The sequence below is a fragment of the Nocardiopsis sp. NPDC055551 genome (assembly GCF_053619415.1).
Window position 1 is genome coordinate 126,630 of sequence record NZ_JBSHJJ010000015.1, and the last position, 14,220, is coordinate 140,849.

11 protein-coding genes are annotated in these 14,220 nt (G+C 67.9%); 5 read left to right on the forward strand and 6 right to left on the reverse strand.

Annotated features, from left to right (window positions below; all coding sequences use genetic code 11):
- Positions 1–246: 246 nt before the first annotated feature.
- Positions 247–945, forward strand: a complete 699-nt coding sequence (locus tag ACWGSK_RS24790) for a TetR/AcrR family transcriptional regulator (RefSeq protein ID WP_358514251.1) — start codon at positions 247–249, stop codon at positions 943–945.
- On the opposite strand, the gene ACWGSK_RS24795 is transcribed toward ACWGSK_RS24790, so the two are convergent.
- Together ACWGSK_RS24795 and ACWGSK_RS24800 are read right to left on the reverse strand one after the other, a co-directional pair.
- On the reverse strand, positions 936–3,098 hold the full coding sequence (locus ACWGSK_RS24795) for a 3-hydroxyacyl-CoA dehydrogenase NAD-binding domain-containing protein (protein WP_452456879.1): 2,163 nt from the start codon (positions 3,096–3,098) through the stop codon (positions 936–938). The genes ACWGSK_RS24790 and ACWGSK_RS24795 overlap by 10 nt on opposite strands.
- A 42-nt stretch (positions 3,099–3,140) precedes the next feature.
- Positions 3,141–4,352 (reverse strand): acetyl-CoA C-acetyltransferase, encoded by a 1,212-nt coding sequence (locus tag ACWGSK_RS24800; RefSeq protein WP_358514247.1) that lies wholly within the window; start codon positions 4,350–4,352, stop codon positions 3,141–3,143.
- 245 nt (positions 4,353–4,597) lie between these two features.
- On the opposite strand from ACWGSK_RS24800, the gene ACWGSK_RS24805 reads away from it, so the two are divergent.
- On the forward strand, positions 4,598–6,427 hold the full coding sequence (locus ACWGSK_RS24805; protein WP_452456880.1) for an AMP-dependent synthetase/ligase: 1,830 nt from the start codon (positions 4,598–4,600) through the stop codon (positions 6,425–6,427).
- Positions 6,428–6,559: 132 nt separating this feature from the next.
- On the opposite strand, the gene ACWGSK_RS24810 is transcribed toward ACWGSK_RS24805, so the two are convergent.
- Positions 6,560–7,546, reverse strand: a complete 987-nt coding sequence (locus tag ACWGSK_RS24810) for an NAD(P)H-dependent flavin oxidoreductase (RefSeq protein ID WP_358514243.1) — start codon at positions 7,544–7,546, stop codon at positions 6,560–6,562.
- Between the two features lie 9 nt (positions 7,547–7,555).
- Positions 7,556–8,698, reverse strand: coding sequence for an acyl-CoA dehydrogenase family protein (locus ACWGSK_RS24815; protein ID WP_452456881.1), 1,143 nt, complete (start codon positions 8,696–8,698; stop codon positions 7,556–7,558).
- A gap of 229 nt (positions 8,699–8,927) precedes the next feature.
- On the opposite strand from ACWGSK_RS24815, the gene ACWGSK_RS24820 reads away from it, so the two are divergent.
- Complete coding sequence (locus ACWGSK_RS24820; protein ID WP_358514239.1) at positions 8,928–9,551, forward strand: TetR/AcrR family transcriptional regulator; 624 nt, start codon at positions 8,928–8,930, stop codon at positions 9,549–9,551.
- A 59-nt stretch (positions 9,552–9,610) separates the two neighbouring features.
- Here the strand turns inward: ACWGSK_RS24820 and ACWGSK_RS24825 are convergent, their stop codons facing one another.
- Together ACWGSK_RS24825 and ACWGSK_RS24830 are read right to left on the reverse strand one after the other, a co-directional pair.
- Complete coding sequence (locus ACWGSK_RS24825) at positions 9,611–10,666, reverse strand: ADP-ribosylglycohydrolase family protein (RefSeq protein ID WP_358514237.1); 1,056 nt, start codon at positions 10,664–10,666, stop codon at positions 9,611–9,613.
- The gene (locus tag ACWGSK_RS24830; RefSeq protein ID WP_358514235.1) at positions 10,656–11,654 is read right to left on the reverse strand and encodes an ADP-ribosylglycohydrolase family protein; all 999 of its coding nucleotides are present in this window, start codon (positions 11,652–11,654) and stop codon (positions 10,656–10,658) included. Before ACWGSK_RS24830 ends, ACWGSK_RS24825 begins: the two co-directional genes overlap by 11 nt.
- Positions 11,655–11,817: 163 nt before the next feature.
- Between ACWGSK_RS24830 and ACWGSK_RS24835 the strand changes: the two genes are divergently transcribed.
- The gene (locus ACWGSK_RS24835) at positions 11,818–12,825 is read left to right on the forward strand and encodes a LacI family DNA-binding transcriptional regulator (RefSeq protein ID WP_358514233.1); all 1,008 of its coding nucleotides are present in this window, start codon (positions 11,818–11,820) and stop codon (positions 12,823–12,825) included.
- Positions 12,826–12,844: 19 nt separating this feature from the next.
- Positions 12,845–14,200, forward strand: coding sequence for an ABC transporter substrate-binding protein (locus tag ACWGSK_RS24840; RefSeq protein WP_452456882.1), 1,356 nt, complete (start codon positions 12,845–12,847; stop codon positions 14,198–14,200).
- Positions 14,201–14,220 lie beyond the last annotated feature (20 nt).

Sequence of the window (14,220 nt, forward strand, 5' to 3'; positions counted from 1 at the left end):
CACAGGACCAGGATGATACTGTGATACGTAGTTTGATTCTGCGTATCATCAGCGAAACACAACTTAACGTGAAGCGCCAGACCCTTAACATGATCCGTTCATCGAACCGCTAAGCGGACCGGTTCTCGGCAGTGGCTTTCATCAGCCCGAACAGTGTCCGGGCCAGGGTGGAAAAGTTCGTCCTGGATCCGGGCTCGATGAACACGAGAGGAAGGTGAATCCATGGAGCCTGTATTATCTGTGACCATGGCGCCCTCAGAACCGGAATCCCTCCTGGAACGCGCGTACGCGGACGCGGTCGGTCGGGTCGATGACCAGGACGAGATCACCACACGTGTGCTCGACGCGGCCTACGAGCAGTTCTGTCGAATGGGCATCAGACGTTCCACGATGGAGGACGTGGGCACCCTGGCCGGGGTCTCCAGGATCACGGTCTATCGCCGTTTCGCCACGAAGGACGCGTTGATCGAGAACGTGGTGCGGCGTGAGTTCCGTCGTTACTTCGACCGGTTCCTCATCGACATAAAGCAGGCGAACACGGTATGCGAACGGGTGGTGTACGGCTTCGCGAGTTCGTTGCGGACCATTCGCGCGCATCCGTTGATAGGGGTTCTGCTCAACGACGAACCGGACGTGGTCGCGCCCTCCATGATCAACGACGGTGGACGCACGCTGGCGACGGTGTGCACGTTCGTCGCCGGACAACTGCGCCTCGAACAACAGGCGGGCAACATCGAACCCGACGTGGAGGTCGAACGCGTCGCGGAACTGATGGTCCGTGTCTCCGCGTCCTTCCTCATCATCCCCAGCCACATGGTCGACCTGGACGACGACGCGGAACTGCGGGCGATAGCCGAACAGTTCCTGGTGCCCATGCTGCGGCCTCCGGAGCGGACCGGGGGACCGGGTCCCCGGCCCGCTCCACCGACGAGCACTCACTCGTAGCGCTCTCCCAGCTCGGCCTTGGCCACCAGGGACGCCGGTGGTTCGAACCGTTCGCCGTAGGCGGCGGCGAGCTCCTTGGCCCGGGTGACGAACCCCGAAAGGCCCCCCGGGTAGCCGTTCACGTACTGCAGGGTGCCCCCGGTCCAGGCCGGGAATCCGATGCCCAGGATGGAACCGACGTTGGCGTCGGGCACCGACCGCAGTACCCCTTCGTCCAGGCAGCGGATCGTGTCGAGGGACTCGGCGAAGAGCATCCGCTCCTTCATGTCCTCGAACGGAATGGTCCGCCCTTCGACGGTGAAGTGCTCCAGTAGACCCGGCCAGAGTCCGACGCGTCGATCGTCCTCGTAGTCGTAGAAACCGGCCCCCGTCGAGCGTCCACCCCGGGAGAACTCGTCGATCATCCGGTCGATGACCACTTCCGAACCGTGCGCGTTCCACTCGCCGCCCTCGGCCAGGACCGCGGCCTTGGTCTCCTCGCGGATCCCGCGGGGCAGGGTCAGGGTCAGCTCGTCCATGAGTCGCAGCGGCGGCGCGGGGTAGCCGGCCTGGTGGCCCGCCTGTTCGATGGAGGCCGGGTGCAGCCCCTCACCGAGCATCGCGACGGCCTCGTCGACGAACCTGCCGATCACCCGGCTGGTGTAGAAGCCCCGACCGTCGTTGACCACGATGGGGGTCTTGCCGATGAGCCGGGCGACGTCGACCGCCTTGGCGAGGGTGGCGTCGGAGGTGTGTTCCCCGACGATGATCTCCAACAGCGGCATCTTGTCCACCGGGGAGAAGAAGTGCAGGCCGACGAAGTCCTCCGGGCGCTCGACCCCCTTGGCCAGATCGGTGATCGGCAGGGTGGAGGTGTTGGAGCCCAACAGAGCGTTCGGGGCGACGGACTCGACCTCGGCGAAGACCTTCTGTTTCAGGTCGGGGTCCTCGAAGACCGCCTCGATCACCAGGTCGCAGTCGCTCAGCTCCGTCGCGTCGGTGGTCGGCGAGATCCGGGCGAGCAACTCGTCGGCCCTCACCCGGGTCATCCGCCCCTTGGCGACGGCCTTGGCGACCAGCTTCTCGGAGTACCGCTTGCCCCGCTCGGCCGCCGCCCACTCGACGTCCTTCAGCACCACCCGCAGGCCGGCCCGCGCGCACGAGTAGGCGATACCGGCGCCCATCATGCCCGCGCCCAGCACGGCCACCGTCTCCGGGACGAACCTCTCGTACCCCTCGGGGCGGTTGCCGCCGCTCTCGATGTGCTGCGTGTCGTAGAAGAAGGCCTGCATCATGTTCGCGGAGACCTGACCGGTCATCAGCTCCACGAGGTAGCTCGTCTCGACCTTCTGGCCCGAGTCGAAGTCCAACCGCGCGCTCTCGACCGCGGCGGCGAGGATGTTGCGGGGCGCCGGCATGTTCGCGCCCTTGAGTCGTTTGCGCAGGTTGGCGGGGAAGGCCGGAAGCATCGGCCGGAGCCCGGGGTGGTCGGGGGAGCCCCCGGGCATGCGGTGGTTCGGCAGGTCCCACGGCTGGGCGGCGTCGGGGTTGGCCAGCACCCACTCCCGGGCCTTGGCCAGCAGCTCCTGCGGGGTGTCGGCCAGTTCGTGCACAAGGCCCTTGGCCAGCGCCTTGGCCGGGCGGTACCACTGTCCCTGGAGCAGGACGTCCGTCAGCGCCCTCTCCAGACCCAGGAGTCGGACCGTCCGGCTGACGCCCCCGATGCCGGGCAGTAGCCCGAGGGTCACCTCCGGCAGGCCGATGCGTGTGCTCGCGACGTCCAGCGCGATCCGGTGGTGGCAGGCGAGTGCGACCTCCAGTCCGCCGCCCAGGGCCGTGCCGTTGATGGCCGCGGCCACCGGTCGGCCCAGCGTCTCCAACCGACGCAACTGGTTCTTCATCGTGGAGCACAGCTCGGTGAGGGCCGCGGCGTCCTCCGGCCGGGCCCTGCTCATGAAGCCGACGTCACCGCCGGCGAAGAAGCTCTTCTTGGCGGAGGCGAGCACGACACCGGTGATGCCTTCCCGCTCGGCCTCCAGACGCTCCAGGGTGGCCTCTATCGAGTCCACGTAGGTCTGGTTCATGACGTTGATCGGCTGGTCCGGGTCGTCCATCGTCAGTACGACGACGCCGTCGGCCCCCTGGTCCCAGGCGAACATGTTCGTGTCGGGCATCGGTGCGCTGTTTCCTTTCGACATCGTGTTCGGGGGAGGGGGTCAAACGCGTTCGATGACCGAGGCGATCCCCATGCCACCGCCCACGCACAGGCTCACCACGGCGCGTCGGGCGTCGCGACGCTCCAGTTCGTCCACGACGGTGCCGACGAGCATCGCCCCGGTCGCGCCGAGCGGGTGACCCATGGCGATCGCGCCGCCGTTGACGTTGACCTTCTCCCAGGGAAGATCGAGGTCCTTGACGTACTTCAGGACGACCGAGGCGAAGGCCTCGTTGATCTCGAACAGGTCGATGTCGTCCACCGTCGACCCGGCCAGGGCGAGGGCCTTGCGAGTGGCCGGCGCCGGGCCGGTGAGCATGATCGTCGGGTCGGCGCCGCTGACCACGCCGCTCACGATCCGGGCGCGGGGGCGGAGCCCGAGGTCCTCGCCCACCTGTTCGGAGCCGATCAGGGTCAGCGCCGCGCCGTCCACGATCCCCGAGGAGTTACCCGGGGTGTGCACGTGGTCGATGCTTTCGACCCAGTGGTACTTCTGCAGTGCCACGTCGTCGAAGCCGCCCATGTCGCCGATGCCCGCGAAGGCGGGCGTCAACGCGCCGAGGGTCTCCAACGTCGTGTCGGCGCGCATGTGCTCGTCCTGGCCCAGCAGCGGGACCCCGTTGCGGTCCCGGACCGGGATCACCGACTTGGCGAAGTGGCCGCCGGTCCAGGCCTGGGCGGCCCGTTCCTGCGAACGCACCGCGTAGGCGTCGACGTCGTCCCGGGAGAAGCCCTCGATGGTGGCGATCAGGTCGGCGCCGATGCCCTGGGGGACGAAGTACGTGTCGTAGTTGGTCTCGGGATCGTCGCTCATGGGACCGCCGTCGCTGCCCATGGGCACCCGCGACATGGATTCCACGCCGCCGGCGATCACCAGCTGTTCCCAGCCGGAACGGACCTTCTGCGCGGCCGTGTTCACCGCTTCGAGGCCGGAGGCGCAGAACCGGTTGAGCTGGACCCCGGCGACGTGGTCGGGCAGACCGGCCTTCAAGGCGGCGGTCTTGGCGATGTCCATTCCTTGGTCGCCCACGGGCGAGACCACGCCGAGGACGACGTCGTCGATCCGCTCGGGGTCCAGTTCGGGGTGGCGTGCTCGTAGTTCGTCGAGCAGTCCGGTGACCAGGGACAGGGGTTTGACCTGGTGGAGGGAGCCCTTCTTGCCCCGGCCCCGGGGCGTCCGGATCGCGTCGTAGATGTATGCCTCGGTCGTCACGTGAGTGGCGTCCTTTCCTCCGAGGGCGGACCTCGGCCCGTGTGTTCGGCTCCACCCATGATCGTCCTTGTTGTCCCGATGTCAATAGGTGCTAAGGCTGAGATTGCACCGTTTTTACGCGCCAAAGGTAGATATGGGCGATCCGACGGATGGATCTCAAAGAACTATTGACATGTGGGCAATAACGATACAGCGTGGTGTCGGTCACAACATGTCCTGGCGGCTCACGACGAAGGGAACGATCCGTGACGACCGCGAACGAGGTGCGGCAAGCCGTTGAGGGACAGACGATCCCCCGATTGCTGCGCCGTAACGCCCAGAGCTTTCCCGACCGTCCCGCCCTCACCGGCGGCCTCGACCCCGACTCCCCGGTGTGGACCTGGTCGCGTCTGCGCGACGAGGTCGCGACCCTCGCGAGGGGGCTCACCAAGCTCGGTCTGCTCCCCGCGGACCGCGTGCTGATCTCGATGTCCAAACGGCCCGAGCACTGGGTCACCGACCTGGCCGCGATCCACCTCGGCGCCCTCGCCTGTAGTACCTACGACACCCTCAGCACCGAGCAGATCCGCTACATCGCGCACCACAGCGCCGCCACCATGGTGGTCCTGGAGGGGGCCGAACAGATGCGGCGCTGGGAGCCGATCCTCGACGAGCTTCCGCACCTGCGCTCGATCATCGTCCTCGACAAGGACCTGATCCGCCCCGACGACGCGCGCTTCGTCGGCTACGACGCCCTGCGCGGCGACGACCTGCTCAGCGCGGACAGCCCCGAGTTCGAGGAGATGACCGACGCGGTCGACACCGACGACCCGTTGGCACTCGTCTACACCTCGGGCACCACCGGCGACCCCAAGGGCGTCGTCCTGTCCCACCGCAACGCCGTCCACGAGTCCCTGATGCAGGACCACCTCGTCAAGGTGCCCGACCACCCCCGCTCGGTGGCCTACCTGCCGTTGGCGCACATCGCCGAACGCGTGCTCGGTATCTACATGCCGATCTGCAACGCCGGGCACGTCACCATCTGCGCGGACCAGGCCGACTTCCTACGGGCGTTGCGGACGGTCCGCCCGAACGGCTTCTTCGGCGTGCCCCGCGTGTGGGAGAAGCTGGCCATGGGTCTCAAGGCCAAGCTCGCCCAACTCCCGCCGGAGGCCGCCGCGGCGGTGCGACAGGCCGGCGAGGGCGCGGTTCAGGTCTTCCGGCTCCGGTCCGAGGGCCGGGAGGTGCCCGCGGAGCTCGCCGAGCGGGTTCGAGGGCTCGACGACCAGGTGTTGAAACCGATCCGGGCCGCCATCGGCCTCGACGAGTGTCACCGGGCCTTCAGTGGCGCCGCGCCCATCCCCACACCGGTCCTGGAGTTCCTCGCGAGCCTCGGTCTTTCCGTGTACGAGGTGTGGGGCCTGAGCGAGACCACCGGGGCCGCGACCGTGAGCACACCCGAGGCCTTCGAACTGGGCGCGGTCGGCAGGCCGGGCCCGGGGGTGGAGGTGACCGTCGCCGAGGACGGCGAACTCCTCGTGCGCGGGCCCGTGGTCTTCCCCGGATACCTGGACGGTGACGGGAACATCGTGTCCGACACCGACGAGGACGGATGGTTGGCCACCGGTGACATCGGTGTGGTCAACGAGAGGGGCATCGTCGCCGTCACCGACCGTAAGAAGGAGATCATCATCACCTCGGGGGGCAAGAACATCGCCCCCACCAAGATCGAGTCCTCCCTGCGCTCGCACCCCCTCATCGCGCAGGCGGTGGCGATCGGGGACACCCGTCCCTACGTCACCGCGCTCATCGTCCTCGACGAGGAGGGTGCGCCGGCCTGGGCCGGCGCCCAGGGGATCGAGTTCGCGGACCTGGACGAACTGGCGGGCCACCCCGAGGTGGCCAAGGCGCTCGACGAGACGGTCGCACAGGCCAACTCGGTGCTCGCCCAGGTCGAACAGGTCAAGAAGTACAAGGTCCTGGGTGGACCGTGGACCGCCGAGTCCGGTGAGCTGACCCCCAAGCTGAGCCTGAAGCGCAGGGTCGTCTCGGAGCGCTACGCCGACGTGATCGACGAGCTCTATCGGACCACCTGAACGGGTGCGGCCGACCGTCCCCCTTCCGCGCCAGGGGGGCTCCTCCCGTCGGTCGCACCTCCCTGAAAAAGAGGGGGCCGGGTGACCGATCGAACGGTCACCCGGCCCCTCCATGTTGACGGGACACGGGCCTCACACGGGGGAGTCGGACCGGTGCAGGGAGGGAAGACGCCGGGAGATCAGCTCCTCGGCCTCGGCCACGATGCGGTCGACGACCTCTCCGACGGTCGGGATGTCCTCGATCAGGCCCTGGGCCAGACCCACGCTCCAGATCCCGGCCTCGACGTCACCGTCCTCGAACACCTTGCGCCCGCGGGCCCCGGAGACCAGGTCCCGGACGTCGGGGAAGGTGCCCCCATCGGCCAGGATCTCGACGACCTTCCGGCTGACCGAGTTGCTCGCCACCCGCGCCGTGTTGCGCAGGGAACGGAAGATCAGTTCGGTCTGCACCTCGCTGCCGGCGACGATCTGTTCCTTGACCCTCTGGTGCACCGGGGACTCGGCCGTGCACAGGAACCGGCTGCCCATGTTGACGCCGTCGGCGCCCAGGGCCAGGGCCGCGGTCAGCCCGGCACCGTCCACGAAACCGCCGGAGGCGATCATGGGGATCGACAACCTCCTCGCCGCGGCGGGGATGAGGACGAGCCCGGGGATGTCGTCCTCACCCGGGTGACCGGCGCACTCGAACCCGTCGACGCTCACCGCGTCGACGCCGATCCGCTCGGCCTTGATCGCGTGCCGCACGCTGGTGCACTTGTGCAGCACCTTGACCCCGGCCTCGCGGAATCGCGGCATGTGTTCGGCCGGGTTGAAACCGGCCGTCTCCACGATCTTGACGCCGCTCTCGATGATCGCCTGACGGTACTCGTCGTAGGGGGGAGGGTTGATGGAGGGGAGGATGGTGAGGTTGACGCCGAACGGCCTGTCGGTCATCTCCCGACAGCGCCGGATCTCCTGGGTCAGTGCCTCCGGGGTCGGTTGGGTCAGCGCGGTCAGGAACCCGAGCGCGCCGGATTCGGCCACGGCCGCGACGAGCCCGGCCCGTCCCACCCACTGCATGCCGCCCTGGGCGATCGGGTGCTCGATCCCGAAGGTCTCGGTGAATCGGGTCGTCAGCATCGGTGCGCCTCACAGCCCGTAGGTCTTGCCGATGATGTCCCGCTGGATCTCGCTCGTGCCCCCGTACACGGTGGAGACCACGGTCGAGCGCAGCAGCGACTCCATTCCGTACTCGGTGGCGTATCCGTAGCCGCCCAGCATCTGCATGCCCTCCAGGGTCACGTGCTTGGCCAGTTCGGTGCACTTGAGCTTGGCCATGGAGGCCTCGCGCGCGAAGACGCGGTCGGGTTCGGCGTCGATGGCGGCGGCGACGTCGTCCAGCAGGAGCCGGGCGCATTCGAGTTCGGTGGCCATGTCCGCGATGCGGTGTTTGAGCGCCTGGAAGGATCCGATCGGTCGACCGAACTGCTCGCGCCGACTCACGTAGTCCAGGGTGTCGTCGAAGGCCCGACGCGCGGTGCCGAGCATGAGGGCGGCCAGGATCATGCGCTCCAGGTTCAGTCCGGACATGAGCTGGGCCCAGGCCTGGCCCCGCGCGCCGACCACGGCCGAGTCCGGCACGAAGCAGTCGGTGAAGTAGAGGTCGTTGACCTCACGGCCGCCCATGGTGTCGATGCCGCTGATCTTCAGACCCTCGGTGTCGGTCGGCACCATGAACTGGGTCAGGCCCTGGTGCTTGGAGCCCTCGCCGGAGGTGCGGGCGACGAGCAGGATGTGGTCGGAGATGTGCGCGTTGGAGCACCAGGTCTTTTGACCGTTGACCACGTACCCGCCTTCGGTGCGCTCGGCCTTGCAGACCAGGGCGCCGACGTCGGAGCCGGCGCCGGGCTCCGACATGGAGATGGCCTCGACCCGGCCCCGCACGACGCCTTCGAGGACCTTGCGCTTCTGTTCCTCGGTGCCGAACTTCTCGTAGGTCGCGGCGGCGATGATGGTGGTGCCGAAACCGCTGATCGGGGCCCGGCCGTAGGCGGTCTCCTCAAGGAAGAGGCACAGGTCCGTCATACCGAGACCCGAGCCTCCGTACTCCTCGGGCAGGGAGATGCCCAACCAGCCCAGGTCGGCCATCTTGTCGTAGACGGCCTGGCTGTGCGGTTCCCGTCCGTGGTCGGTGAGCGCGTCGCGCTGGTCCTTGGTGCCGAATTCGTTCTGGCAGAACCGGTTGATCGACTCGACCAGGTCCTTTTGCTCGTCGGTCAGGACTCGTGGCATGCCGGGCCTTCCTTCTGCGTTGGATCCGAGAACTCCGATCATTGTCCTCAAGTTATTGTCGGTGTGTCAATAGTGCTGGAAGGTCATCCATGGAAGGCTGATCGGGTAAGATTCCAGCGTTCGTTACGGTTCAGATCAGTGAACTCCGGGTAGGGCCGGCCGGTGCGTCGGAGGCACTTTTGCGGCCGGTATTAGCGCCCCGTCAACCCGGGGGAAGGGGTGGAAGGCCATGGGACCTCCCATGCAACGGCGGCGACTCGAACCGGATCAGAGGCGTTCGGAGATCCTCACCGTGGCCCGCAGACTGTTCGGTGAGCGGACGTACTCGGCCGTCTCGGTCTCCGAGATCGCCCAGGAGGCGGGGGCCGCGCGGGGACTGGTCAACCACTACTTCGGTGGCAAACGACAGCTGTACCTCGAAGTCGTGCGGCAGATGCTGTTGGTGCCGCACTCGGTGGCGGAGAACCTGCCCCGGACCACGATCGAGGAACGGATCTCGATCTGCGTGGACCGCTGGTTGGACTTTGTCGAACGCAACGCGGAGATGTGGCTGTCGGCCATCGGCTCCGAGGCCATCGGGCAGGACCGCGACACCGAGGAGATCATGCTCGAAGCCGATGAGGTGGCCACCGACCACCTTCTCCAGGCCGCCATGATGACCGACGTGGTCGAGGGGCGGGAGAAGCTACGCGCGATGGTCCGCGCCTACGGGAGCATGCTCAAGGCCGCTTCCAGGGAGTGGTTGGTGCGGGACGCGCTCAGCCGTGCGGACCTGCACGTCATGCTGACCAAGACGATTCTCCACCTGTTGCGGAGCGTCTTTCCCGCCGTGCGCGAGGACGCGTCCGTTTGATGGGCCGACCGACGGCCACGGCGGATCGACCGCGTGGCCGCCGGAATCGCGGGACCGGGTCAGCGCGTGGGCGCGCCCAGGTGTTCCGTACTCGTACGAGGCGTCACCAGCCGGTCCGCCAGCTCGGTCAGGCGTTGTCCGGCCACCCGTGGCAGGAGGACCCCTTCGACCAGGTCGACGTGGTCTCGCCAGGTGTCGGGGACCGCGTCGTCGCCACCGGTCGCTCCGCACAGGGCTCCCACCATCGCGGGCAGGCTGTCGGACTGGCGTGGGAACAGGGCCGCGGTCTGTAGACCGGACGTGAGGTCACCTTCGACCAGGCGTGTGATGGCGAAGGCGAGCGGAAGGGTCTCGGGTGCCACGCCACCGTGGCTGTAACCGGGACGTCCGAAGGCGTCGATCAGGCTCGGGACCGTCGCGAACACGCCTTCCGCTCGGTCGGGAACGATGGCCGCGGCGCGTTCGATGCCGCGGCGCAGCCAGCTGTCGTCCGGAACGGTGCGCTCGGCCTCCGACAGGGCCGTGACGAGGTGCTCTCCGGCGGCCAGGGCGGCGATGGCGTGCGCCATCGCACCCGCCGCCCACACGCCGTCACGGTCGTGCGTGATGCGTGCGTACTCCGTTGCCGTCTCGGAGGCCTTCCGGGTGTCACCGGAGTGGAACAGACCGACGGACACCGCCGCCGGTACCGCCCCGTCGTCCCAGTAGACCGGGTTGTCGGTTCCCGTCACCGGCGGGACCCGGCCTTCGAGGGCGTGGAGGACCGCACCCCGCTCGGCGATCCCGCACCAGACGTCCTCGGTGTCCACGTAGTGCGTGCGCCACTCCTGGAACAGCGACCGCAGGTCGTGCGCACCGGCTTCCAACAGGACGAGCGCGGCGGTGGCGGCGGTCTCGGTGTCGTCGGTCCCGCACAGCGGGTTGAGCTCGGTGTGCCCCGGAACGAAGGGCAGGAGGGGGCGGGAGATCTGTTGACGGTCCAGGTCGACGTTCTTCTCCCACAGCACACCGCGACCCCAACCGGCGCGGGCGTGACGGTGGTACTCCGCGGGCAGGCCCAGGGCATCGCCCATCGCCAGGCCGAGCAGGGCGCCGCGAGCGTTCTCAGGTCGCATTCTCGTACTCCTCGTTCCCCTGGGAAACCTCGTACAGGGCGTCGGCCAGGTCCACCAGGTCGGTGCCGGCGGTCGCGGTCACACAGACTCCGGAGACCTGCCTGACCTTGGTCCGCCACTCTCGGGGGATGGCGGTCTCACCGTGCATTGCTCCGGCCATGGCCCCCGCCATGGCCGCGATCGTGTCCGAGTCCCGGCCGATGTTGACGGCGCTCACCACGCTGGGGACGAAGGCGCCCCGGGCCGCGGCGAAGAGCCCGAAGGCCAGGGCCACCGCCTCGGGGGCGCTGTCGGGCCAGGGGTAGTGGAAGAGCGGGATCCGACGGTAGAGTTCCCGCTCCGCTTCGGCCATGCTGGAAGCATGGGACGCCACGTCCAGGGCCTGCCGAAGGAGCCTGGCGGTCCAAGTGTCCTCGGCCACCGCGGCGAGGCCGGCGGCGATGACCTCGGTGTGGTCGTCGGTCACCAGAGCGCGCGCCACGGCCGCGGCGATGGCCTGTGCCCCGTAGATCCCGTCCGCGGCATGACTGACCTGGGCGTCCTCGCGGGCGAGTCGGGCCGCCTCCGCCGGATCACCGGCGCACAGGACACCGATGGGCGCCACCCTCATGGCCGCGCCATCGCTCCACGATTCGTGGTTGTCGTTGCCGCTCACAGGCGGGGCGACCCCGGCGCGGAGATTGGCGATGGCGCCCATCTCGCTGAAGCCGGCCCCGTGGAACCCCCCGTTCTGCGTCAGCACGGCCCGTGTCCATACGGCCGCGACGTCGTTCGAGGTCAACCGGCGACCGTGGGCGAGCAGCCCTTGGGCGCACAACACCGCGTACTCGGTGTCATCGGTTCCCGAGGCCTGGGTGTGGAGAAATCCCTCGACACGTCCGTGTGCGGCGTGGATGGCCTCCGGGGTCATGCCCTCGGTGGGCGCCCCCATGGCGTCGCCGACGGCCAACCCCAACAGTGCCCCTCGGCACCGGTCACGCGTGACCATCGGAGTCCTCTCACATCGTTTTGCATAAGCCGAACCAGGATGGCACGAGCTCAGAGCAGGAGCAAAAGGGAACATCGGTGGTTTGTTTGACAGTTCGGAGTGATTTCGACACCATGAGGCTCGGAAATTTGCAAGACGTTTTGCATGCGTCGAAGTGGGGACGATGAGCAAGGAACACCGCGTCGGCATCGCCGATGTCGCAGCCGCCGCCGCGGTGAGCGTCACGACCGTCTCCCACGTTCTGAGCGGTCGCAGGCCGGTGAGTGAACGCACCAAGGCCAAAGTGCTAAGGGTCATCGAGGAACTGGGGTACCGCCCCGACCCCTCGGCCCGGGGACTGCGCACCGGTCGTAGTCACGCGGTCGCCCTGGTCGTCTCCGACGTCACCAACCCGTTCTATCCGCTGATGGCGGCGGGGCTGCAGGAGGTTCTACAGCCCGAGGGGTTCCTGATCTCGGTCTGTGTGGCCCAGGGGACCACCCAGGACCTGGACTCGGTGATCGGTCACCTGCTGAACCGCAGGGTCGACGGTGTCGTCCTGGCGTCGTTGAACGCGCAGGACCGCCACTTCAACGACATCACCGCCGCAGGGACCGCGCTGGTGCGACTCAGCGGCGAACTGGACCCGCGCTTCGGTGACATCGTGCGCGCCGACGACACCGGTGGTATGGCCGATGTGGTCGCACACCTGCTGGAGCGCGGCTACCGCAGGATCGGGTTGGTCAACGGCGAACTCGACAGTGCGCCCGGGCGACTGCGCCTGGCCGGCTACCACCGGGCCCTTCGCGAGTTCGGCCTGGACGTGGACGAGGACCTCATCGTCACGGGGTCCTTCACACGCACCGGGGGGGCGAGCGGTTCGCACGCGTTGTTGAACCTGGAGCCGAGGCCCGAGGCCCTGGTCTGCGGAAACGACCTGATGGCCGTCGGTGCCATGGACGCGATCCGCGAGAGGGGACTGACCGTCCCCGGCGACGTCGCCGTCACCGGCTACGACGACATCGAGGCCGCCTCACTGGTGACGCCGCGACTCACCACCGTGCACAACCCCGCCTTTGAGATAGGTCGGGCTTGTGCGCGTCTCCTCCTCGACCGCCTATCCGGCACCCCCAGTGAAGGCGTGCGCGAGGTCGTGCTCCCCCAAAAACTCATCGTCCGTGAATCGACCTGACGACCCCAAAAGGACCCCCGTGACCTACCAACTTCCCCGCCGTGACATGTTCAAGCTGGCGGGAGGAGCGTTCGCCGGCGCCTGGCTCCTGTCGGGCTGCGGAAACTCTGGGGGCGGTTCCTCTTCCGGTGTCGAGTACTGGGGTGCCTTCCCCACGCCCGAGACCGAGGAGTACTTCCGCTCCCAGTTCATCGATACCTTCAACGAGTCCAGCGGGCACTCGGTGAGCATGTCGACCAAGCAGCTCACCGACCTGGCCTCGCTCACCGACACCGCCGTCTCCTCCGGAAACGCCCCGGACATCATCTACTCGCCCGGCCCCTCCACCTCGGTCAACTACGCTCAGGGCCTCAAGACCCTCGAACTGGACGACTACGCGACCGAGTACGGGTGGGAGGACCGCCTGCTGCCCTGGGCCACACAGCTGAGCCGGGTGGACGACCGCCTCCACTCCGTCCCCACCAGCTACGGCTCCATGGTCCTGTACTACAACCGGGCCGTCTTCGAGGACAACGGCTGGACGCCTCCCACGACCAAGGCCGAGTTCGAGGACCTCTGCGAGGACGCCGACTCCAAGGGCATGATCCCGGTCGGCGCGGGCAACAGCGGCTACCCCGCTCAGAGCGAGTGGTACCTGACCTGCCTGCTCAACGCCGGACTGGGACCGCGCTTCCTGTACGACGTGCTCACCGGTCACCGCGACTGGTCCGACCCGGTCGTGGTCGACCTCTTCAAGTCGATGAAGTCGCAGCTGGACAAGGGGTGGTGGGGCGGCGGTGCCGACCGTTACTTCACCAACACCGACCCCGACATGTGCACCGGGCTGGCCACCGGTGACGTGGCGATGTACATGAGCGGTACCTGGAGCTTCAGCTCCATGGGGAGTTTCTTCACCGACTCGGGCAACGACCCCGAGGACTGGGACTGGGCGCCGCTGCCCTCCCTGGCCGACGACGTCGACCCGGGTGTGTTCCCCCTCGCTATCGGAACCGCGCTGTCGATCGACTCCGCCAGTTCCGACCCCGACGCCGCGGCTGCGTTCCTGGACCACATCATGGGCGACACCACCCGTTCCCTGGAGTACCTGGCCGTGCAGGGGGAGAACCCGCCCCCGGTCGCCTACGAGGCCTCCGACTTCCCCGAGGACACCGACCCCAGGGTCCAGCGCCTGTACGAGGAGATCCCCGCGTCGACCAACATCGGCTACGCGAGCTGGACCTTCCTCCCGCCCGAGACCAACACCGCGCTGTACACCGAGTTCGACAAGGTCATCACCGGTGACATGTCGCCCGAGGAGTACACGGAGATCCTGGACTCGACCTTCCACCAGGAACTCGGTTCGGGCGCCTCCCCCGCCCCGTTCACGCCCCAGTAGACAGGGAACGGAAACCACCC